The sequence below is a fragment of the Microbacterium sp. genome (assembly GCF_051953575.1).
Taxonomy (GTDB): Bacteria; Actinomycetota; Actinomycetes; order Actinomycetales; family Microbacteriaceae; genus Microbacterium.
Genome location: NZ_JBQCIP010000230.1, coordinates 17,431 through 37,016, shown reverse-complemented (window position 1 = coordinate 37,016; position 19,586 = coordinate 17,431). Strand labels below are relative to the sequence as shown.

Here is a 19,586-nt window from a genome sequence, read left to right as displayed (position 1 = left end):
TGAAGGCCTTCCCCGAAAATGCCTATCGCGAGGTCGTCAGTTCGCTCGGCTAAGGCAACGGGCGGCGCAACAACCGGCCCCCATGCCAACACGACCGACTTCCGCCCCGGCGACGTGGGGGTGGTCCGCAAGAACTTCGGGCACTACATCGAGAACACCGGCGACGACGTGCTCCAGTTCCTCGAGGTGTTCCGCACCGACAGGTACGAAGAGATCTCGCTCGCGAACTGGCTGGCGCACGTGCCGCCGCAGCTCGTGTCGGCCCACCTGAACATCGACCCGTCGGTGCTCGCGAGCTTCCCCCGTACGGCGCAGGGCATCACGCCGCTGCGCTGAGCGCGGCGTCGTACCGACCGGAGAGAGCAGACGATGACAGACACCTCCCCCGTGATCGACCGGCAGCGGCACACGGCCCCGTTCTGGGTCGTGGCGGTCGCCTTCCTCCTGGTGATGGCGTACTCGACGGTCCCGACGCCCTTGTATCCGCTCTACCAGCAGCTGGACGGCTTCCCGGTCGCGGTGGTGACCGTCGTCTTCGCCGCCTACGCGGTCGGCGTCGTCGCGAGCCTGTTCCTGCTCGGGCACGTCAGCGACTGGATGGGACGCCGCCGCATGCTGGTGATCGCGATCCTCGTCTCGGCGCTCTCGGCGGTGCTGTTCATGGTCTTCACCGACGTCGCGGGCCTGCTGGTCGCCCGCGTCGTCAACGGGGTGAGCATCGGCATCCTCACGGCCACGGCCACGGCGCATCTCGGCGAGCTGCGCGCGCGGGCGCGGCCCGACGAGAACGCGATCGTGGCGGCATCCGTCGCCGGCGGCGCGAACCTGGGCGGTCTAGCGCTGGGGCCCGTGATCGGCGGCCTGTTCGCCGAGTACCTGCCCGACCCCCTGCGCCTGCCGCACACCGTCTTCGCGATCGTGCTCATCTGCCTGGCGATCGCCGTGGCGCTCGTCCCTGAGACGGTCACGCCCACGCCACGGCGGTACCGCCCCCAGAACATCGCCGTCCCGGCGTCGTCCCGAGGCGCCTTCGTCGCGGCGAGCTTCGCCGCCTTCGCCGGGTTCGCCCTCTTCGGGCTGTTCACCGCCCTGGCCCCCAGCATCCTGATCGGGACGTTCGACGAGCGCGACCATCTCACGGCGGGGCTGACGGTCTTCGTCGTGTTCGGGTCGGCGGCTACGGCCCAGATCCTCTTGGCCCGGGTGCGCCGGCGGTCACAGCTGCTGTTCGCCGCCATCGCCTGCGGTGCCGGACTCACGGTCATCGCGATCGGCGCCCTGGTGCCGTCGTACCCGGTGTTCCTGCTCGGCGGTCTGATCGCCGGCGCGGGCGTGGGCGCGCTGTTCAAGTGCGCGCTGGCGACCGCGTCCGAGGTGGCCGAACCCGGTCGTCGCGGCGAGACCCTCGCGGCGGTGTTCCTGGTGGCCTACTGCGGCCTCGCGCTTCCCGCGCTGGCGATCGGCACGGCGCTGACCGTGTTCTCGCAGATCGTCGTCCTGCTGGTCTTCGCCGTCGCCGTCGCGGTCGTCACCGTGACCGCGGCGCTGCGGATGCGACGCCTGGCGCCGTGAGCGATCACGGCGCGGGTGCAGAACGGGAGCGGCGTCTCGCATCCCATTCCCGCAGGCCGGCTCGCGAGTTCACTCCGGCCTTCGCGTAGATGTGCCGGATGTGCGAGACGACGGTGTGCGGTGACATGAACAGCGCGTCCGCGACCTGCTGCGTCGTCGCGCCGGCCATCAGGTGCTCCAGCACCTGCTGTTCGCGGGCCGACAGCAGCTGAGGGCCGCCGTGGGCGCGAGGCCGGCGCCGCACGCCGCGCGCGCGGAGCGCCTGCAGCACGCGGCTGGCATCGCGAACCGCGCCGTGGGACTCGTAGACCGAGAGGGCCTCTTCGAGGAAGGCGACCGCGTGCTCGTCGTCGCCGTCGACCAGGTCGCACTGCTCCAGCACCCGCGCGAGCACGAGTGGACGAGGCAGGCCGCGGAGGATGACCGCTGCGCGTGCGATCGCTTCGCGGTCCGCCTGCGCCCGGCCGCGCACGGCCAGCGCGATCGCCTCGCTGAACGGGCTGGACGGGTTCTGCCGATGGCGCGTCTGCGCCCGGGAGATCACCGCGGCGGCGGTCGCGGCGTCGTCGGTGCGCAGAGCGAGGTCGAGCAGGGTGAGGTCGTCGGAGAAGTCCGAGGGCGTGGTCATGGCGGGGACGGGCTCGTCCAGCGACGCCCGGGCCAGCTCGGCGAGATCGACCGCGTCCGCCCATCGACCGCGGTCGATGGCATCCAGGGCGAGCATCCACCGCCCCGCCTTCGTGACCCCGGGGCCGGCGGCCAGCTCGACGACGATGGGGAGGGAGCGCGCACGCGCCTGCCCGTCGCCGGTGTGCAGCGACACCCGGAACAGGACGATGCCGGCGGTCGCGTTCGCGAAATCCCCGAGGCCGAGCTCTTCGGCGAGCGCGAGCACGGCTTCTGCCTGCAGCCGGGCCTCGTCGAGGCGGCCGAGGTCGTAGAGCACCCGGGCCCGGATCATCATCCAGTACGCCTCGGCGACGACCGCCCGAGCCCTGCGCACGGCGCTCAGACCGGCATCCACGAGTGTCAGCGCGTAGTCCGCAGCGCCCATCGAGTTGTACAGGAACGCGGCCCACAGTCCCTCGGGAACCCACCTGGCAGGATCGAGGCCCGCGCTGGACGCACGCTCGGTCGCCGCCTCGATGAGGCGCACCGCGTCGTCGAATCGCCCGCTGTTGAAGGCGTAGACGCTGTCGGTCGCGTCCACGGTCGCCAGCGCGAGGTGGTCGACCTCGGGGTCCGCGACCTCGCGCGCGAGCGCCAGCGTGCGGACGAGCTCGACGAAGTCGGCCTTGTTCGCGCAGTTGAGGGCCCGGACCGCCAACAGCTCCGCACGTGTGGAGCGCTCGACACCGGCCATGGCCAGCGCGGCATCGCAGGTCGCGATCGCCTGGTCGAAAGAGGACTCCGTCTGCCGACGGGCGATCGCCAGCAGCGATCGGGCCCTGGCCTGCGGCGAGAGGTAGGGAGCGAGTTCCGCGGCGGCGGCGTCCGCCTCGGCGTGGCGTCCGTCGGCCCACAGGTAGGGAAGCAGTTCGGCGGCGTCCTGCGCCAGGCGCGGGACGTGCCGGGCGAGATTCAGCGCGGCTTCGGCGAGGTCTGCGGCCTGGGCGCTGTCGGATGCCGCGAGCTGCTCTGCCGCCCGTCGGATCAGGTCGAACGAGTCGCTGTCGCCGGGATCGGCGATCTCGGTGAGGGCTGCGGCGACAGCGGATGCCGGCTCGCCCGCCGCAAGACGGAGGCGGATGACATCGCGCAGCATGGGCTTGCGCAACGGCGTCGGGATCGAGGCCTCCGCGGCTTCGCGGACCGTGTCGTGCACGAACGACATGGCGTCGCCGTCCGCCACGAGGAAGTCTCCGGTCAGGAGCTCGTGGAACGCCGCAGCCGAATCCGCCGCCGTTCTGCCCGCCGCGTCGAGGACGAGACGCACGTCGAAGGTCCGGCCGAACAGGCTCGCCACCTGGACGAGGTGCAGCGCACCGGCCGACAGATGGTCGATGCGCTCGCGCGACGACGCCCCGAAGCGCGCCGGCACACCCGGGCCCACGGCATCCACCACTCCCCCGTCCGTGCGCAGGAGGTTCTCCTCACGCAGGCCCCGCACGAGCTCGACGACGAGGAGAGGGATGCTCGCGGTGTGGCTGAGGGCCTCTTCGAGCTTCGGCCCGGGCCGGCCGCCGGCGATATCGGCCGCGATCTCTCGCACCGCCCCCGGATCCAGGGCAGGAAGATCCAGCGGCAGGCCGGCGGCTGTCAATCGGCTCACCACGCGCGTATGCGCCGGCCGGTAGCGTCCCGGTCGCGTCGCGAACACCCACGCGATCGGCTGGTCCTCCGTCGCGCCGGCCAGCGTCAGAAGCACGGTGAGGGATGCGACGTCCAGCCACTGCAGATCGTCCACGATGACCACGGCGCCGCCGGCATCCGTCGCCGCCCGCTCGAGGGCGTCTGCGAGGACCCGGGTGACCCAGTACTGGGGCTCCGAGCCGGAGAGCACCGGCTTCAGATCGGCGTCGGTGATGATCGGCGGCTGGGAACGACGCGCCGCGTCGACCAGGGCTCCGAGCGGGACGGCGCTCGAATCGACGTCGGGCGTGACGGTGAGCGTCCGCCAGTGACGACCGTCCGCGAAGGAGAGGACTTCTGCGAGCAGCCGTGTCTTGCCCATCCCCGGGCCGCCGCGCAGGAGCACCGGGCGCCCCGTCCCCGTGACGGCCGACAGCACTTCGGCGAAGACCGCGGCGGTGACGTCCGCTCGCCCGCGCAGCGGGGTCTCCACGCCGCTGTGACCACCGGCCAGGTACACGCGATCAGACACCTCGATATTGCCGGCGGGGTGGTCGGACATTCCCCGATTATCGCAAGTCCGCCGACGGCGTCCGGGCTCATCGCCGGTTCGTGCGGTCACGGTGGGGGATGTCGCAGGGGAGGATGGGTGATGTGCCGGGCTCGGCGGTCGACGTACCGTACCGAGCGTCGTCCGTCACTGCAGGAGAAGGACCCCCATGAACGCCCGCCTTGATCTCGGCCGCTTCGTCCGCGCACGTCGGAGCGTGGTCCAGCCGGAGGACGTCGGACTCGTCCGCCAACCCGGCCGGCGGGTCGCCGGTCTTCGGCGGCGCGAAGTCGCCGAGCTCGCGGGCATCAGCGCCGAGTACTACCTGCGCATCGAACAGGGCCGCGTGCCGCGCCCGTCCGAACAGGTGCTGCACGCGTTGGCCGGCGCACTGCGGCTGGACGCCACATCGACGTCCTATATGTTCCGCATCGCGTCGGAACGACCGTACGTGCCGGAGGCACCCGCCGCGGATTCGGCCGAGCGGGTCGCCCGGATCCTGGCTCGATGGACGCACACACCCGCGTACATCTCCGACCCGTACCGCGACATCATCGCCGCCAATCCTCTCGCGACGGTCTTCGGCTTCGGCGGCCTGTCGGCGGGCAGCAACCAGGTCGTGGGCCTGTTCAACCCGCGGATGAAGGCGTCCCTGGTCGAGTGGGAGGCGATGACCCGCTCCGCCGTCGCCACGCTCCGACGCGATGCGCACCCGCGCTCGCCGCGCCTGCGGGAACTCCTCGACGAGCTCTCATCCGACGCCGACTTCGTACGGATCTGGGAGCGTCACGACGTGTCGGGTCCCGAGGACGCCACCTTCCACATCGACATGGAAGGCGCCGGGAGGATGCCGATCGACGCCCAGAACTTCGAGGTGCGCAGCATGGCCGGCCACCAGCTGACCGTCCTGTCGGCTCCGCCCGGGACGGTGACCGAGGCGGTGTTCGCCCGCCTCGCCGCGAACCTGGCCGGCGCATCGGCGACCGACGCCGCTCCCGCAGCGCCCGCGGCGTCGGAGGGGGGTACAACCTCGGCCTCCCAGCCGTCCGCCCCCGGCCCGTAGCGTCGTCTGCGACGAACGCGACCGGGGGTATCCATGTCACGGCAGCAGCACGCGCAGCTCCAGTCTCTTGCGAGCATCGGGCGACGCACCGACCTGCAGGACCTCGTCGATGAGCTCGCCGAGACGCTCGGGCGCTCGGTCGTCATCAACGACACGCTGTACCGTCCCGTCGTCGCCAGCGCCCAGGGTGACGAGATCGACGAGCTTCGCGCCCGGGCACTGCTCCGACGGATCACCCCGCCCCGCGAACGCGAGTACCTGGAGCGCCTTCAGCTGCCCCGGGCACGGCGCCCGCAGACGGTGGACCTGAGCGAGTTCGGCGCCCACGAGCGGCTGGCGGTGCCGATCCGCTCGGATGACGAGCTGCTGGGGTTCCTGTGGCTCATAACCGGGGGCCTGCCGCCGCTGCGGGAGGACGACTACCGGGCCATCGACGCCGCGGTGGACGTCGCGCGCGACGCACTGTCGACACGATCCGACCCGCATGCCATGAGCGCACGCGACCGGGTCATGCGGTCCCTCCTGTCGAGCGATCCCCTCACACGCCGCGACGCCCTCAGCGCCGCCGTGCGCGCCCACGGCGTGGTCCGCGGCGAGAGCACCGTGGTGCGCGCCGTCGCCATCGGTCACGACACCGGACTCGTGCAGCGCGCCTCACTGGGCCGGGCGCTGGACGATGCGGCCCGCGCGACGATGGCCTTCCTCGGCGAGATCGGCGCAGCGCTCGTCTTCCTCGGTCGCGCCGACGACGCCGACCGCGCCCGCTCCTCGGTGCTCGCCGAGGCGGAGCGGGCGGGGGTGCGCGTTCGCGGCATCGGATCGGCCGCACTGTCCGAGACCGACCACGACCTGCAGCCGGTGGTCGACCGCGCGCTGGCCACGGCCGCGGTGGCCGAGCTGGTCCCCGAGCTCGGCCCCAGCCTGCGCGCCGAGGATGCCGGGCCGTGGCTGCTGCTCGCGGACGTCGTCGCAGACCCGAACCGCCTGAAGTGGTACTCGCCGGCCGCCTTCGCCCTCGTCCACGATCCCGACCCGCTCCGGCGCCAGACCGTCGAGGCCCTGCTCGACAACGCCCACCAGATCCGCAAGGTGTGCGACGTGCTCCACATCCACCGCACCACGCTGTACTACCGCCTCGAGAACATGCCGCAGCTGGTGCGCGACGCCCTCGACGACGGGATGCAGCGCAGCGCCCTTCACCTGGGGCTCAAGCTCGCCGCCTACTGGGAGAACGCCGGTCACATCCGATGACGCCGACCACCCGCACCGTCCTCACCTCTGACGGCGTCGCGCTCGACCTCCACGACAACGGCGGGCAGGGCGTCCCGCTGATCCTGCTCCACGGCTGGTCGCAGTCGAAGGCGATGTTCCGCCACCAGCTGGAGGGGCTCAGGCCACGACGGGTGATCAGCTTCGACATGCGCGGGCACGGCGAGTCGGCGAAGCCGATGTCAGGCCTCCGTGTGGCACGGCTCGCCGCAGACCTCCGCGACGTCCTGGACGATGTCGGCGCGCCGCAGGCCGACCTGCTGGGCTGGTCGATGGGAGCATCGGTCATCTGGTCGCACCTGGAGCTGTTCGGCTCCGCCCGGGTCCGCAGCCTGACCTTCGTCGACCAGCCGTCCGCCGTCGTCGCCCAGGCGTGGATGTCACCGGCCGAGCGTGCCGCGGCCGGGGCGATCCTGCCCGCGGAGGGGCTGGCGGCGCTCGCAGCGGCCATCGCGGGAGACGACGGCGACGCCGCCGTCCGAGCCTTCGTCCGCGGCATGTTCACAGGCGCGGTCGACGACGACCTGTGGGAGTTCGTCATCGGCGAGGTGGCGAAGACGCCGCGTCGCATCGCAGCTCCCCTGCTCTTCGACCACGGCGCCCAGGACTGGCGCAGCATCCTGCCGCACATCGACGCGCCGACCCTGGTGATCGGCTGCGACGGAAGTCACGTGTCGCCGGAGTCCCAGCGGGAGGTGGCATCCCGCATCCCCGGGGCGAACGTGCACATCTTCCCCCGCGAGGTCGCCAGCTCGCACTTCCCCTTCCTGCAGAATCCCGCCGCGTTCAACCGGGTCGTGGACGCGTTCCTGCGGACGGTCGATGACGCGGGGCATTCGACACCAGTCGAGTGAAGAGGCAACAACCCGTCGGAGCGTGGCGGCGCCTGTGCGACCTAGCTTGTGAGCGTGGCCGGACGACCCGGCGAGAGGGAGCGTCCAATGTCTGAGAATCCCACCGTCGTGCTGGTGCACGGCGCGTTCGCCGAGGGGGCCAGCTGGTCCCCCGTGGCGATGCGGCTGCTGGGCGCCGGGCTGGACGTGCGGGTTCCGGCGATCTCGAACCGCGGGCTCGGCGACGATGCCGCGTACGTGCGCGCCTTCGTCGAGCGCGTCGATGGACCCGTCCTGCTGGTCGGGCACTCGTACGGGGCGACGGTCGCCGGGGTCGCCGGTACCGCCGACAACGTCCGCGGCCTCGTCGTCGTCGCGGGGTACGTCCTCGATGTGGGCGAGAGCCCGGAGGACCTGCACCGCCGATTCCCCGAGGCGGATGCCGCCCGCTTCCTCGAGTGCGACACGTACCCGTCGCCGGACGGAGCGACGCGACAAGAGGTCAGCATCGCCGTGGACGAGTTCCCGTTCGTGGCCGCCCTCGGCATCCCCTCCGACGAGGCTGCGGTGCTCGCGGTCACCCAGCGCCCGATCGACGCCGGCGTCCTGGCCGAGCGGGCCTCCGCCGCGGCGTGGAGATCGCTGCCGACGTGGGGAGTCGTCGCCACCGCGGATCACGTCGTCAACCCGGATGCCGTCCGGTTCGGGCTGGAGCGGGCGCAGGCGCGCGAGATCCGCGACATCCCGGCTCCCCATCTGGTCACCCACACCCACCCGGGCGATGTCGCGCGGCTCATCCTGGACGCCGTGCGCGCCGTCCGCTGATCCTCGCGAGGAGCCCTGATGACCGCGGCATCCCTCCCCCAGCCGGCGGCCCCTGACGATCGAGCCGCCGCCCGCGGGGGCACGTTCGCCGCCCTCGCCGTGCCCGCCTTCCGGCTGCTGTGGATCGCGGGCCTCATCAGCAACGTGGGCAGCTGGATGCAGAGCGTCGGGGCGCAATGGCAGCTCGTCGACGGCGGCAGCAGCGCCGTCGTCGTCGCCCTCGTGCAGACGGCCTCCGCCGCGCCGGTGCTGCTTCTCGCGCTGCCTGCCGGCGTCCTCGGCGAGTTCCTCAACCGGCGGACCATCCTCGTCGTCACGCAGGTGTTGCAGCTGGCCGCGTCGGGCGTGCTCGTCGTGCTCTCTGCGACAGGCGACCTCGGCTCGGCGACGCTGCTGACGCTGACCTTCGTCCTGGGTGCGGCGGCCGCCGTGCAGCTGCCCGCCGCCCAGGCGATCACCTCCGATGTCGTGCCCCCGCGCCTGATCCCGGATGCCGCATCCTTGACGTCGGTGAGCGTCAACGTCGCTCGCGCCGTCGGACCCGCGGCGGCGGGGCTGCTCATCGCCCAGCTCGGGGTCACCGCCGTGTTCGCCGCGAACGCGCTCTCCTTCCTGGTCTACCTCGCGGCCCTCCTGCTGTGGCGAGGCTATGTCGCTCCCCCGTCGCATCCCGAGCCGTTCATCGACGCCACCCGCGCCGGCGTGCGATATGTCCGCCACGCACGCGTCGTCAGGTCGCTCTTCTCGCGACTCCTCCTCTTCCTGGTCCCGGCGAACGCCCTGTGGGCGCTGCTGCCGATCCTCGCGCAGGCGTCCTTCGGGCTGGGCGCCGCCGGCTATGGCCTGCTGCTCGCCGCCCTCGGGATCGGATCGATCATCGGCGCCGTGATCCTGCCGTTCGCCCGCGCGCGGCTGGACGTCAACGTCGTGCTCATCGTGTCGATGGCCGCCTTCGGCGGCGCACTCTGCCTGATCCTCCTGCCCGGCAGCCCGTGGGCCGTCGGCGCCGCGATGGTGGCCGCCGGGATGGGGTGGATCGGCGTCATCGCCACCGTCAACGGCGTGGTGCAGGGATTCCTCCCGGTGTGGGTGCGCACGCGCGGCCTGTCGATCTATCAGCTCGCCCTCTTCGGCGGCACGGCCGTGGGATCCGCTGCAGCCGGCGCCGCAGCGACTCTCGTCGGCGCAGAGACGGTCGTCGTCGCGGCGGGGTGCCTCATCCTCGCGCTGGCCGCCGTGCAGCTGGTGCTGCCCGTCAGGGTGCCGCGGGGCATCGGGCGCCGCATCGTGCCCGTCGACGACGGCACCGCCCCCGCAGACGACGGCACCCCGTCGGGACGCGCGACGGACGAGCGACGTGCTCTCGTCATCGTCCGCTACGTCGTGCGACCGCAGGATCGAGCAGCGTTCCTCGACGTGATGGGGATGCTCGCCCAGAGCCGCTACCGCACGGGGGCGCGCACCTGGCACCTGTACGAGACGGCGGAGGCGGCCGCCGAGATCGTCGAGATGTACACGGTCGGCAGCTGGCGGGAGCACATCGAGCAGCTGCGCCACCGCCACACCGAGTGGGATGCCGAGCTGCTGCAGCGGGCGGCCGCGCTCAGCACTCAGGAGCCCGCCGTGGAGCACTGCGTCGATCTCGCGCTCCCCCGCACCGCTGCGCGACCCCACGCGCTGGACAGCGGTCGCGGGAGCGTCCGACAATCGTCGCAGGGCCCCCAGGTGGAGGGTGCATAGCGTGGGCACATGACCGCACTGCGCCCCTCCACGCACGATGTCGCCGTCGCCGGCGGATCCCTCGGGGGCCTGTTCGCCGCCGCGCTGCTGCACCGGAACGGGCATCGTGTCGACGTCTTCGAGGAGTCCGCCCGGGGCCTGCGCACCCGAGGCGCGGGGCTGGTCGCGCAGAACGAGATCTTCACGGCTCTTGCGGCCGCGGGACTGTCGGACTCCGCCGTTCCCGGGGTGACCTCGACGGAGCGCATCACGCTGGACCGCGCCGGAGGGGTGCAGTATCGCCAGCAGGCCACGCAGACCCAGCTGTCGTGGGACCGCCTGTACGACGCCCTGCGCTCGGCGGTGCCCGACGACCGCTATCACCTGGGCGCAGCCGTGGACGATGTGCGGCTCGACGGCGACCGGGTGAGGTTCCGCACGGCGCAGGGCGACCACGACGCCGGCCTGCTCATCGGCGCAGACGGAGCGCAGTCGCGGGTACGACGTGCCGTCGCCCCTGAGCATGCCGACAACAGGTACGTCGGCTACGCGATCTGGCGGGGGCTCATTCCGGAGTCGGTCGTCACCGCGGACGTCGCCGCCGTCCTCTTCGGTCGGATGGCGTTCTACACCGGTCCCGGCGAGCACGCGCTGGGCTACCTGATCCCCGGTCCGGACGGAGAGACGGCACCCGGTTCCCGTCGCTACAACTGGGTCTGGTACCGGCGCCTGGACAGCGACGCCCTGTCCACGCTGATGCAGGCGGCCGGCAGGTCGTCGGACTCGACCTCGCTCGGCCCGGGCCAGACGCCGCCGGACGCCGCTGCTTCGCTCGTCGAGCAGGCGCTCGATCAGCTGCCGCCCGCGTTCGCCGCGGTCGTGGGCCTCGAATCACGACCGTTCCTTCAAGGCGTCCTGGACTATGTGGCGCCCCGCCTCACGCGCGGGCACGCCCTCCTCCTGGGCGACGCCGCGGCGGTCGTCCGCCCGCACACGGCGATGGGCGCCGCGAAGGCCGCGGGCGATGCCCTCGATCTCGCCGCACTTCTGCAGGACTTCAGCATCGAGGACTCGTTGCGCGCCTACAACAGCGCCCGGCTGCCGATCGCCCGAGACATCGCGCGCTACGGTGTGGCCCTCGGCGATGCCCTGCCCCTACGGTGAGCACCACGGCACAGCTGCACCTCGTCCGACCCACGAAGGAGAAGAACATGGCTACGCACCCCGATCTCGTCGGAACCGTCGACGAGCGCATTCAGCAACTCGCCGCGACTGCGCCCGAGGCGCAGACGCCCGAGTGGCTTCGGCGCCAGCTCGATTCGGCGCTCGCGGCCTGGGCGGCCGACCGAACCGCACTCGACATCGACGAGGAGCGCCGCACCGACTTCTGAGAGCCTGCCGTCATCCGGGCCGGTCGGCCGGCGTCGGGACACTCCCCTACGGTGAGCGCATGGACGTACAGTTCGTGGCCGGCTTCGGCCCCATCGTTCGCGACGACGCCGCCTCCCAGGCCTTCTACCGGGACGACCTCGGGCTCCCCCTCGAGGAATCGCCTCCCGGATATCTCCACACGAACGCTCTCGGCGGAGTCAAGGCGTTCGCGCTCTGGCGGTTGACGGATGCCGCCGAGTCGACGTTCGGCACGGCTGACTGGCCCGCGCACCTCCCCACGCCCCAGGCATGGCTCGAGTTCGAACTCGCGTCACCCGACGCGGTCGCCGACGGCGAGCGCGAGCTGCGGGCAGCCGGTCACGAGATCCTCGTGGCCACCCACGTCGAGCCGTGGGGCCAGACGACCGCTCGGCTGCTCAGCCCTGAGGGGATGCTGGTGGGCCTGTCGTACTTCAAAGAGCTGCACGACGGCTGATGCCGGCGACGTGATCGGCGCGAAGGCGGAGCGCGCGGAGATAACGGCGCCGCGCCACCGCCTGTGCGAGCAGAAGCACCGGATACACCAGCCGCCAGCGCACCTGGAGGCCGGGCTGCGTCAGTGAACGGATGGTCAGGATCACGTCGTCACCTGATCGGTGCACGATGAACGCCTCTTCGCCCGAGACGGGGTGACCTGGCAGCGTCCGGTATGCAAAGCCGACGCGATCGGGCATCTGGACGACGTCGACGACCTCGACCGGTTCTCTGATCGAGAGTCCGAAGGGATGGGCGAGGATGACCGGCTGGCTGCCGACGCTGACGAGGCCCGCGGGGCTGATCGAGAAGCCGCTGCGCGTCTTCACGCCCCATCGCATCACCTCGGCGGCCACCCACTCCCACAGGCTGTCTCCCGCGCCGAGAACAGCGCTCTTCTCCCAGCGTCTGAATCCGGGGCTCGGCTCGTTCCAAACGGCATGGGAGGGATGCGTCAGCGTCATCCGCTCACCACTCGTCACGTCGTGATCGTGGCACGCGACAGCCGCGCGAGCTACGACGCGAGCTGATCCGATGGCGTCGTCGCGTCGCGGTTGACCTCGGCCCAGACGGCATCCAGCGACATCCCCAGCGCCGACGCGATCACGGCGATCGTCGGGAAGGCGGGCGCCGGCACACGCCCGGACTCGATCTTGCGCAGCGTCTCGGGCGAGACACCGGCTTCCAGCGCGACGTCGAGCATGGAACGACGGCCGCGTGCTTCACGCAGCGCAGCGCCGAGCCGCTGCCCGCGCTCGACCTCTTCGGGGGTGTGCGGCATCCGAACCATCATGGTCCGATAGTAATACCGGGCGAACAGTACCGGTATTGTTATTGGATGATTGAGATCCTATCCCCTAGTCAGCTCGCCCGGGCGCGCATCAGCGGCGCACTCGTCGGCGACATCCTCGCCACCCTCCGGGATCGCGTGCGCGTGGGCACGAACCTCCTCGAGATCGACGCCTGGACCAGGGCGATGATCGAGGATGCCGGCGCCACGTCGTGCTACGTCGACTACGCCCCGTCGTTCGGACGCGGCCCCTTCGCCCACTACATCTGCACCTCGGTGAACGACGCCGTCCTGCACGGGCGCCCGCGCGACTACAGGCTCGCCGACGGCGACCTGCTCACGCTCGACCTCGCCGTCTCGACCGGAGGCATCGCCGCTGACTCCGCGATCAGCTTTCTCGTCGGCGACGCGCGCCCGGCCGAGAGCGCGGCGCTGATCGCGGCGACCGAGTCGGCACTGGATGCCGCGATCGCCGCCGCCCGTCCCGGCGCGCGCATCGGTGACCTCTCGCACGCGATCGGCACGACGCTCACCGAGGCCGGGTACTCCGTCAACCTGGAGTTCGGCGGCCACGGCATCGGCTCGTCGATGCACCAGGATCCGCACGTCGCCAACGCCGGCCGCCCGGGCCGCGGGTACGCGCTGCGGCCCGGACTGCTGCTCGCGCTGGAACCCTGGGCGATGACCGACACCAACCGATTGATCGTGGATGCCGACGGCTGGACGCTCCGCAGCGCCACCGGCTGCCGCACCGCCCACAGCGAGCACACGATCGCGATCACCGACGACGGCGCCGAGATCCTGACCTTGCCGCGTCAGTGAGTGCCCTCTATGTCGGCTCCGTCGTGCGTACGAGCCCGCAGTTCACGCATGACCACGCGACGAGGAACCGCTCGTCGTCGAGGATCTCGAAGCGCAGCGGATCGCCGCACGTCGGGCACGCCATCGGGTCTGCGGGGCGGTTGGTCACGGCCCCCAGCCTAGAGTCGCCACACGGAGGAACGGCCGGATCCCGGGCACCGGAGGCCGTCGGCACGCCGGCGCCGCGGGGGCGGCGTTCGCGCAACGGCGGAAGCGAAGTGGACCCCCTGGCGTTGCGAACAGAGACCATCGAGGGGAAATCGAAGGAGAAGGTCGCAATGACCGATGAGCGCGCATCGAACGCTTCCGAGCAGTCGGCCGTCCAGCCGGCTTCAGACGTCCGGCACGAGACGTTCACCGTCACGCGAGGGTTCGAGGAGGACCGATCGAGGGTCTTCGCGTCGTTTGCGGACGAGCGCATCCGCCGGCGCTGGTTCCGCATCCCGGGCTCGGGAGCAACCTACGAGCACGACTTCCGCGTCGGGGGCGGCGAGGAGGCCGTCAGCACTTTCGTCGTGCCGGGCGGCCTGAGCGAAGAACTGCGCAACCGCTCCCGTTACCTCGACATCGTCGTCGACCGCCGGATCGTGTTCGTGTACGAAGCGATCGTCAACGACGTGACCCGGTGGGCATCGCTGGCAACCGTCACCTTCGAGGACGCGGCTGACGGCGGAAGCACCCTGTTCTGGACGGAGCAGGTCGCCTTCCTCGCCCGCACGGGTGACGGGAGCGCAGACCTCCCCCACCTCCGCACCGGCACCGCCCTCCGCCTGAACGGGATCCCGGCAGCCCTCAGCAGCGGCGACTGATGAGCAAGCCGATGGGGGCTTGACGCGGGCACTTCCATTTTGGAAGTATGAGCCTCATGAGCCTCTTCATCACATGCCCGGTCGAGAGCGTCGAACGCGCGACCGCCTTCTACACGGCTCTCGGCTGGACACTCAACGCCGAGATGTCGGATCACAACGTGTCGTGCTTCGCGATCGCTCCCGAGCAGTACGTCATGCTCGGCAGCCGCGAGATGTACGCGAGCGTCGGCGGCGTCGAGCCGTTGATCGGCGGCCCCGACACGCCCTCGAAGGTCACCGTCTCGTTCGACCTCGGCAGCCGCGAGGCGGTCGACCAGCTCGTCGAGCGTGCGAGCGCTGCGGGCGGCCGGGTCGGCGACACCGACGACTACCCCTTCATGTACCAGCGCCAGTTCGACGACCCTGACGGGTACCACTACTCGCCGTTCTGGATGAAGCCGGACTCCGAACCCGCGGCGTGAGCGACCTCGCTGCCGCTCTCGACGTCCTCGGCGCGCGCTGGGCGCTCCTCATCGTGGAGCAGTTGCTCGAGGGCCCGCAACGCTACGGGGACCTGCAGCGCGAACTCGGTGCCGGGACGAACATGCTCGCGACGCGGCTGCGTGAACTCGAAGCGGCCGGGGTCCTGTACCGTCTGCCACTCCATCACAACACCCGCGCGTACGCGCTGACCGAGCGCGGACTCGCACTGCGTGACGCGATCGACGCACTGTCGCGATGGGGTGCCGACCACACCTAGGCGCTTCGGAACAGCCGCGTCATCTCTCGGACGAGCTGTCTTCCTCCGGCTCGAAGGTGGAGGGCTCGCCGGTGTATCCGGCGGCGGGGCCGTCGGGGTCGTCAGGGATGGTCCCGTCCTGGCCGAGGCCGTCGCGCTCGTGTTCACCTGAGTCGTCCGACCCGGTGCGGTCGGGGCTGACGTAGGAGTCGGCGCTGTCGTTGAGGTCGTCAGCGGTGTCGCCGAGGCTCGACTCCTCGCCCACCGGCATCTCGATGTCGGGACCTTCGTAGGTTTCGTCGTCGTCGCGGGACTCGAAGGAAGATGGCTGCTGGTTCGTCATTTCGGACCTCCTGGCTTTGCTCACCAGCATCCGATTCCTGGACTGCGGATGCGTAGGGGCTTGACAGCGCGGCGCGCACGCCGGGACCCGCCATACTGCTCAGGTGAGAATCGGAGTGGTAGGGGTCGGCGCGATGGGCGCGCCCGTGACCACAGCGCTTGCGGGGCCGCATGAGGTCCTGGCCTTCGACATCGATCGCCGCAGGTCGGACTCGGCCGCAGCGGGCGGGATCCCGGTGGCGCGATCAGTGGGAGAGGTCATAACCGGCTCCGAGGTGGTGATCACCGTGCTGCCCGGTCCTGCAGAGACTGCGGCGGTCATGGACGCCGCCCTCGCGGACCGGCTCAGCCCTGACACCGTCTGGGTCGACCTGTCGACGGGCGATCCCCGAGTCACGCGGCGTCTTGTGGAACGGATGCGGCAAGCCGGGGTCGCATCGGTGGCAGCACCGATGGCGGGCGGCCCGGCCGCAGCGCACGCCCGCGCGCTGCGCTTCACCGTCGCCGGCGCGACCGAGGACGTCGAGCGCGTCACGCCGCTGTTGGAGCTGGTGGCCACTCCGGGCGGCGTGGAGGTGATCGGAACCGACCCTGCCGAAGCACAGACCGTCAAACTGCTGTCGAATCTGCTGTGGTTCGGGCAGGTCGTAGCCGTGACCGAAGCCATGCTGCTCGGACGCGCGACGGGCATCGAGCCCACCCGGCTACAGGAGCTGCTCGCCGCCCGCTCCGGATCCAGCCGACTGCTGGAGAGGGACTACGGGACGGTGCTGCGCGGCGACTACATGGGCGCGTTCGGCATCGACCGCGTGGTGGAGCAGCTCGCCACCGTGAGAGAGATGGCCGCCGAGCTCTCGGTGCCGTTCGAACTCTCTTCGCTCGTTGCGCGAGTTCACGAAGACGCACTCGCAACGTACGGTCCGGTGGCGGGAGAGATGCTCGCCGCCAAGCTCCTCGAGGAGCGTTCGGGTGGCGCGCTGGCGCTCGAGAGACTCCATGAAGAGTGAAGGTCGGTTGGACGCCGCAGAGGGATGATGGACTCATGCCGGCCGCCCATCGCCCCGGACTTCGCATCAACGCCGGGGTCACCATCCCCGAGTCCGAGCTGTCGTGGCGGTTCTCACGCTCCTCAGGCCCGGGCGGGCAAGGTGTGAACACCGCCGACTCCCGAGCCGAACTCGTGTGGGATGCCGCACGATCGGCCGCCCTCTCGCCTCATCAGCGGGAGCGGCTCCTCGCAAACCTGAGCGGCCGGCTGGTGGGAGGAGTGCTGACGATCGCGGCATCCGAACACCGCGAGCAACGACGCAACCGGGATGCCGCACGCGAGCGGCTCTCCACCGTCGTCGCTGACGCGCTCCGCCCTCCCCCGCCGACGCGTCGACCCACCACACCTGGCCGAGGGGCGAAGGAACGACGCCTGGCGGCCAAGAAGCATCGCACCGACGTGAAACGGCTCCGTCGACCACCGCACGATTGACCTGATGCGTTCTTCAGACGGGGCACGATCGCGGGCCGGCGTCACGTCCACCGCTGCATCAGGGCGCGTTTCCCTCGCCGATCTGCGCGGATGCGAACGTACGATCGAGTGATGGACGACGAAGTCTCGGAGCTGGTCCACGGCGCAGGTCCCGCACCGGTGCGGATCGCTCGCTTGTGGTGGGTGGTGTCGGCGGCCGCCGCGCTGCTTCTGGTCGTGCTCCTGGGGGCACTGATCTTCTACCGTCAGGCCGATAAGCCCTTCGGGTTCGAAGTCGAGTGGATGTCCGAGTTGGTCGAGGCGCGGGCCCCGATCTTCACCGTCCCCGCCCTGGTCTTCAACTGGATCGGCGGCGGTATCAGCGGGATCGCCATCGTTCCCCTCGCCATCATCGGCGGGCTGCTGCTCTGGCGAAGGCCATGGGGTGCTCTCTATTTCGTCTGCGCCACAGTCGCGAGCGAGCTGATCGTCTTCGTCATCAAGAATCTCGTGGGTCGTCCCCGACCGACCGACATTCTCGTGGTGTCCGACTTCGGCTCGTTCCCGTCCGGCCACAGCGCGAATGCCGCAGTCATCGCGACAACACTCGGAATCATCTTCTGGCGCACGTGGGTGTGGATCGTAGGGGCCGCCTACACGCTCCTCATGATGCTCAGCCGCACGTACCTCGGCGCGCACTGGATATCTGACACCGTCGGCGGAATGCTCATCGGTGTCGGCGTCGCCGTCATCATCTGGGCACCATTCGCCTACGTGCTCTACCGCGAGCAGCGCACCCCGCATCCGCCGATCTGGGTCAAGGTTCCTCCGCCCGCACCCGCCGCCGAGAACGCGCCACCCGCGTCAGGGTGAGCACCCTGGCGTCATCGCCGGGGACAGCGGGGTGAAGCGGAGGCCGTCAGCGGTCGAATCGGTTGAACTCTCTCGCCGCGTCGATCCAGAACAGGAGTCGCTCGTCGTCTGCCAGGGTGTCAGGCGTGACGAGCAGCCAGCCGGGTCCCATCTCGCGCCGGTTCGGGCCCATGACCGCAGGGGCCGCACCAGCCTCGAGCGTCAGGGTCGCGGCATCCTCGATGCTGACTCTCACCAGCAGTTGCGCATCCCGCATCACCGCGACGACGATCCGGTCGTCGAGGAGAAACGCGTGACTGCCGAACATCGCCTTCTCGGTGAGGTCTGCTTCGTCGGCCAGGAGCGCACGGGTGCGGTCGGTCAACTCCTGCTGCGCTTCACTCATCGGCATCGGTCACCCCTTTACGAGTGCGCTGAGGAATGGCAGGTCGAGCAGCCCGGGCGTGGTCACCGCGACGTAGACGAACCCGGCGAAGACAGCGACGTTGATGAGGACCGTGAACCAGAACATGCGCCGGAAGGAGCGCTTGCGCGTCTTGTGCCGGAACACCTGCTGTGCGACGAGCGCCCCCGGCCAGCCGCCAAGGACGCCGACAGCGAGGAGCGTCTGCTCCGAAACGCGCCGACGACCTGCTTTCGCCGCCGACTTGTCGACACCGTAGGCGGCGAAGCCAACGCCGCTCATCACGAGGTAGAGCGCAGGGATCCACAGCGGAAGGTCGGCCGCAAAGTACGCAACCGCGAACGCTGCCACGAAGACACAGAGGACCGTCCAGCTCAGCGCTGACGGAAGCGGCTTCGACATGTCGCGGGGACGATCACCGACGTCGAGACGTGTCGATCTGCCTGGGCCGGTGCTCACGTGCTCGATTCTAGGGAGACCGGCCGACTCACGACTCGCCTGCCGACCTGACTCGGCACGTGCGGACGCGGGAACACCTTGTGCATCGTTCGTTCATTGCGGCCGTGAGTCCGCCCGCCTAGGACGCGACCAGCGCTCGCTGCACCACCGCGACACTCAACCGCCCCAGCATTGCGCCCGCGATCGTGTCCGAGATGTGGTGCTGGCCGCGATAGACGCGTGAGAATGCGATCGCTCCTGGGATGCCGTACCGAAGGAGCGGGCCGAAGAACCGGCCGCCACGAATGCCGTGGTGATCGAGCAGATCGGCGAGGGTGCCGTGGAGCGCGAAGGCCGCTGCCGTGTGGCCGGACGGAAAAGACGACGTCGCGTGCGGCTGCTCGGGGCGCCACACCCTCGCGGGTCGCGGTCGCCCCACAAGTGCTGCGGATGCGATGAAGCACGCGGTCTCGAGAGCGAGCACCGCAGCAGGGGCTATCGCTGAGCGACGGTCGCGTGTCAGCAACCAGACGACGCCGCACCACACAGCCGCGTTCCCGATGGTCTGCGGCACGCCGGAGTACCACGAGAGCGGCGCGGTGACTGGGTCGAGTGGGTCGAGCGGTTCGCGCGGCCCGCGCGGGTCATCGGGGCCTGGGGCGCCGTCGTCTCCCGGCCGGTGGCCGAACACGTCCTGCAGGGCACGCACGGCGTGGTCTTCGCGCGGGTCGTCGCCGCCGAGGATCCGGATCACCCGTCCAGCGGCGGTCAACACCGCGATCGCGCCGAGCGCCGGCAGGACGATGGTTCGGAGCAGCGGCATCCCCGCATGGTAGTGCTTCAACGGGAGGGACACCGGGCTGAC

The 19,586-nt window shown here is 70.6% G+C and carries 25 protein-coding genes and 1 pseudogene; 18 read left to right on the top strand and 8 right to left on the bottom strand.

Features of this window, described 5'->3' with window-relative positions:
- The first annotated feature begins 18 nt into the window (after nucleotides 1-18).
- Both ACTHNQ_RS14025 and ACTHNQ_RS14020 read left to right on the top strand, forming a co-directional pair.
- The gene (locus ACTHNQ_RS14025; protein ID WP_440334296.1) at nucleotides 19-336 is read left to right on the top strand and encodes a cupin domain-containing protein; all 318 of its coding nucleotides are present in this window, start codon (nucleotides 19-21) and stop codon (nucleotides 334-336) included.
- Between the two features lie 33 nt (nucleotides 337-369).
- Nucleotides 370-1,572: an MFS transporter gene (locus tag ACTHNQ_RS14020; protein WP_440334295.1), complete on the top strand. Its 1,203-nt coding sequence runs from the start codon at nucleotides 370-372 to the stop codon at nucleotides 1,570-1,572.
- Nucleotides 1,573-1,576: 4 nt separating this feature from the next.
- On the opposite strand, the gene ACTHNQ_RS14015 is transcribed toward ACTHNQ_RS14020, so the two are convergent.
- A complete protein-coding gene (locus ACTHNQ_RS14015) occupies nucleotides 1,577-4,426 on the bottom strand; it encodes an AAA family ATPase (RefSeq protein WP_440334294.1) in 2,850 nt (949 codons plus the stop codon).
- A 157-nt stretch (nucleotides 4,427-4,583) separates the two neighbouring features.
- Between ACTHNQ_RS14015 and ACTHNQ_RS14010 the strand changes: the two genes are divergently transcribed.
- The 8 genes from ACTHNQ_RS14010 (at nucleotide 4,584) to ACTHNQ_RS13975 (ending at nucleotide 11,990) form a co-directional block, all read left to right on the top strand.
- The gene (locus ACTHNQ_RS14010; RefSeq protein WP_440334292.1) at nucleotides 4,584-5,477 is read left to right on the top strand and encodes a helix-turn-helix domain-containing protein; all 894 of its coding nucleotides are present in this window, start codon (nucleotides 4,584-4,586) and stop codon (nucleotides 5,475-5,477) included.
- Between the two features lie 33 nt (nucleotides 5,478-5,510).
- Nucleotides 5,511-6,728 (top strand): helix-turn-helix domain-containing protein, encoded by a 1,218-nt coding sequence (locus tag ACTHNQ_RS14005; protein WP_440334291.1) that lies wholly within the window; start codon nucleotides 5,511-5,513, stop codon nucleotides 6,726-6,728.
- Nucleotides 6,725-7,600 carry an alpha/beta fold hydrolase gene (locus ACTHNQ_RS14000; protein WP_440334289.1) on the top strand — a complete coding sequence of 292 codons (876 nt, stop codon included), beginning with the start codon at nucleotides 6,725-6,727 and terminating at the stop codon, nucleotides 7,598-7,600. Before ACTHNQ_RS14005 ends, ACTHNQ_RS14000 begins: the two co-directional genes overlap by 4 nt.
- Nucleotides 7,601-7,687: 87 nt before the next feature.
- Nucleotides 7,688-8,404 carry an alpha/beta fold hydrolase gene (locus ACTHNQ_RS13995; protein ID WP_440334287.1) on the top strand — a complete coding sequence of 239 codons (717 nt, stop codon included), beginning with the start codon at nucleotides 7,688-7,690 and terminating at the stop codon, nucleotides 8,402-8,404.
- 18 nt (nucleotides 8,405-8,422) lie between these two features.
- Nucleotides 8,423-10,144, top strand: a complete 1,722-nt coding sequence (locus ACTHNQ_RS13990; RefSeq protein WP_440334286.1) for an MFS transporter — start codon at nucleotides 8,423-8,425, stop codon at nucleotides 10,142-10,144.
- Nucleotides 10,145-10,153: 9 nt separating this feature from the next.
- Nucleotides 10,154-11,287: an FAD binding domain-containing protein gene (locus ACTHNQ_RS13985; RefSeq protein WP_440334284.1), complete on the top strand. Its 1,134-nt coding sequence runs from the start codon at nucleotides 10,154-10,156 to the stop codon at nucleotides 11,285-11,287.
- 47 nt (nucleotides 11,288-11,334) lie between these two features.
- Nucleotides 11,335-11,514 (top strand): hypothetical protein, encoded by a 180-nt coding sequence (locus ACTHNQ_RS13980; RefSeq protein WP_155911248.1) that lies wholly within the window; start codon nucleotides 11,335-11,337, stop codon nucleotides 11,512-11,514.
- A gap of 59 nt (nucleotides 11,515-11,573) precedes the next feature.
- Nucleotides 11,574-11,990, top strand: a complete 417-nt coding sequence (locus tag ACTHNQ_RS13975; protein WP_440334282.1) for a glyoxalase — start codon at nucleotides 11,574-11,576, stop codon at nucleotides 11,988-11,990.
- Here the strand turns inward: ACTHNQ_RS13975 and ACTHNQ_RS13970 are convergent.
- Together ACTHNQ_RS13970 and ACTHNQ_RS13965 are read right to left on the bottom strand one after the other, a co-directional pair.
- The gene (locus tag ACTHNQ_RS13970) at nucleotides 11,968-12,492 is read right to left on the bottom strand and encodes a DUF1990 family protein (RefSeq protein WP_018171829.1); all 525 of its coding nucleotides are present in this window, start codon (nucleotides 12,490-12,492) and stop codon (nucleotides 11,968-11,970) included. The two genes, ACTHNQ_RS13975 and ACTHNQ_RS13970, sit on opposite strands and share 23 nt — an antisense overlap.
- Nucleotides 12,493-12,542: 50 nt before the next feature.
- Complete coding sequence (locus ACTHNQ_RS13965) at nucleotides 12,543-12,818, bottom strand: helix-turn-helix transcriptional regulator (protein WP_440334298.1); 276 nt, start codon at nucleotides 12,816-12,818, stop codon at nucleotides 12,543-12,545.
- 48 nt (nucleotides 12,819-12,866) lie between these two features.
- On the opposite strand from ACTHNQ_RS13965, the gene map reads away from it, so the two are divergent.
- Complete coding sequence (map, locus tag ACTHNQ_RS13960) at nucleotides 12,867-13,640, top strand: type I methionyl aminopeptidase (RefSeq protein ID WP_440334280.1); 774 nt, start codon at nucleotides 12,867-12,869, stop codon at nucleotides 13,638-13,640.
- Nucleotides 13,641-13,647: 7 nt separating this feature from the next.
- On the opposite strand, the gene ACTHNQ_RS13955 is transcribed toward map, so the two are convergent.
- A complete protein-coding gene (locus tag ACTHNQ_RS13955) occupies nucleotides 13,648-13,788 on the bottom strand; it encodes a hypothetical protein (RefSeq protein ID WP_018171826.1) in 141 nt (46 codons plus the stop codon).
- Between the two features lie 169 nt (nucleotides 13,789-13,957).
- Between ACTHNQ_RS13955 and ACTHNQ_RS13950 the strand changes: the two genes are divergently transcribed.
- The 3 genes from ACTHNQ_RS13950 to ACTHNQ_RS13940 are packed head-to-tail and all read left to right on the top strand — an operon-like array spanning nucleotide 13,958 to nucleotide 15,227.
- Nucleotides 13,958-14,488, top strand: coding sequence for an SRPBCC domain-containing protein (locus ACTHNQ_RS13950; RefSeq protein WP_440334278.1), 531 nt, complete (start codon nucleotides 13,958-13,960; stop codon nucleotides 14,486-14,488).
- A gap of 56 nt (nucleotides 14,489-14,544) precedes the next feature.
- Nucleotides 14,545-14,949: a VOC family protein gene (locus ACTHNQ_RS13945; RefSeq protein WP_440334276.1), complete on the top strand. Its 405-nt coding sequence runs from the start codon at nucleotides 14,545-14,547 to the stop codon at nucleotides 14,947-14,949.
- On the top strand, nucleotides 14,946-15,227 hold the full coding sequence (locus ACTHNQ_RS13940; RefSeq protein WP_018171823.1) for a winged helix-turn-helix transcriptional regulator: 282 nt from the start codon (nucleotides 14,946-14,948) through the stop codon (nucleotides 15,225-15,227). The genes ACTHNQ_RS13945 and ACTHNQ_RS13940 overlap by 4 nt, the downstream gene beginning before the upstream one ends.
- A gap of 19 nt (nucleotides 15,228-15,246) precedes the next feature.
- Here the strand turns inward: ACTHNQ_RS13940 and ACTHNQ_RS13935 are convergent, their stop codons facing one another.
- Nucleotides 15,247-15,549 (bottom strand): hypothetical protein, encoded by a 303-nt coding sequence (locus ACTHNQ_RS13935; protein WP_018171822.1) that lies wholly within the window; start codon nucleotides 15,547-15,549, stop codon nucleotides 15,247-15,249.
- A gap of 100 nt (nucleotides 15,550-15,649) precedes the next feature.
- Here ACTHNQ_RS13935 and ACTHNQ_RS13930 point away from each other — a divergent pair.
- The 4 genes and pseudogenes from ACTHNQ_RS13930 to ACTHNQ_RS13915 all read left to right on the top strand — a co-directional run.
- A pseudogene (locus ACTHNQ_RS13930) lies at nucleotides 15,650-16,096 on the top strand (NAD(P)-binding domain-containing protein); the annotation flags it as partial.
- A gap of 3 nt (nucleotides 16,097-16,099) precedes the next feature.
- Entirely contained in the window at nucleotides 16,100-16,555 is a 456-nt protein-coding gene (locus tag ACTHNQ_RS13925; protein ID WP_440334297.1) for an NAD-binding protein, read from the top strand.
- A 35-nt stretch (nucleotides 16,556-16,590) separates the two neighbouring features.
- The gene (gene arfB, locus ACTHNQ_RS13920) at nucleotides 16,591-17,028 is read left to right on the top strand and encodes an alternative ribosome rescue aminoacyl-tRNA hydrolase ArfB (RefSeq protein WP_081634637.1); all 438 of its coding nucleotides are present in this window, start codon (nucleotides 16,591-16,593) and stop codon (nucleotides 17,026-17,028) included.
- A 111-nt stretch (nucleotides 17,029-17,139) separates the two neighbouring features.
- A complete protein-coding gene (locus tag ACTHNQ_RS13915; RefSeq protein ID WP_018171820.1) occupies nucleotides 17,140-17,880 on the top strand; it encodes a phosphatase PAP2 family protein in 741 nt (246 codons plus the stop codon).
- 46 nt (nucleotides 17,881-17,926) lie between these two features.
- Here ACTHNQ_RS13915 and ACTHNQ_RS13910 read toward each other — a convergent pair whose 3' ends face one another.
- The 3 genes from ACTHNQ_RS13910 to ACTHNQ_RS13900 all read right to left on the bottom strand — a co-directional run bounded on the left by ACTHNQ_RS13910 (nucleotide 17,927) and on the right by ACTHNQ_RS13900 (nucleotide 19,544).
- On the bottom strand, nucleotides 17,927-18,271 hold the full coding sequence (locus tag ACTHNQ_RS13910) for a TfoX/Sxy family protein (RefSeq protein ID WP_440334273.1): 345 nt from the start codon (nucleotides 18,269-18,271) through the stop codon (nucleotides 17,927-17,929).
- A 3-nt stretch (nucleotides 18,272-18,274) separates the two neighbouring features.
- Nucleotides 18,275-18,742, bottom strand: a complete 468-nt coding sequence (locus ACTHNQ_RS13905) for a DUF1294 domain-containing protein (RefSeq protein WP_440334271.1) — start codon at nucleotides 18,740-18,742, stop codon at nucleotides 18,275-18,277.
- A 118-nt stretch (nucleotides 18,743-18,860) separates the two neighbouring features.
- On the bottom strand, nucleotides 18,861-19,544 hold the full coding sequence (locus ACTHNQ_RS13900; protein WP_440334269.1) for a phosphatase PAP2 family protein: 684 nt from the start codon (nucleotides 19,542-19,544) through the stop codon (nucleotides 18,861-18,863).
- Between the last annotated feature and the right edge of the window lie 42 nt (nucleotides 19,545-19,586).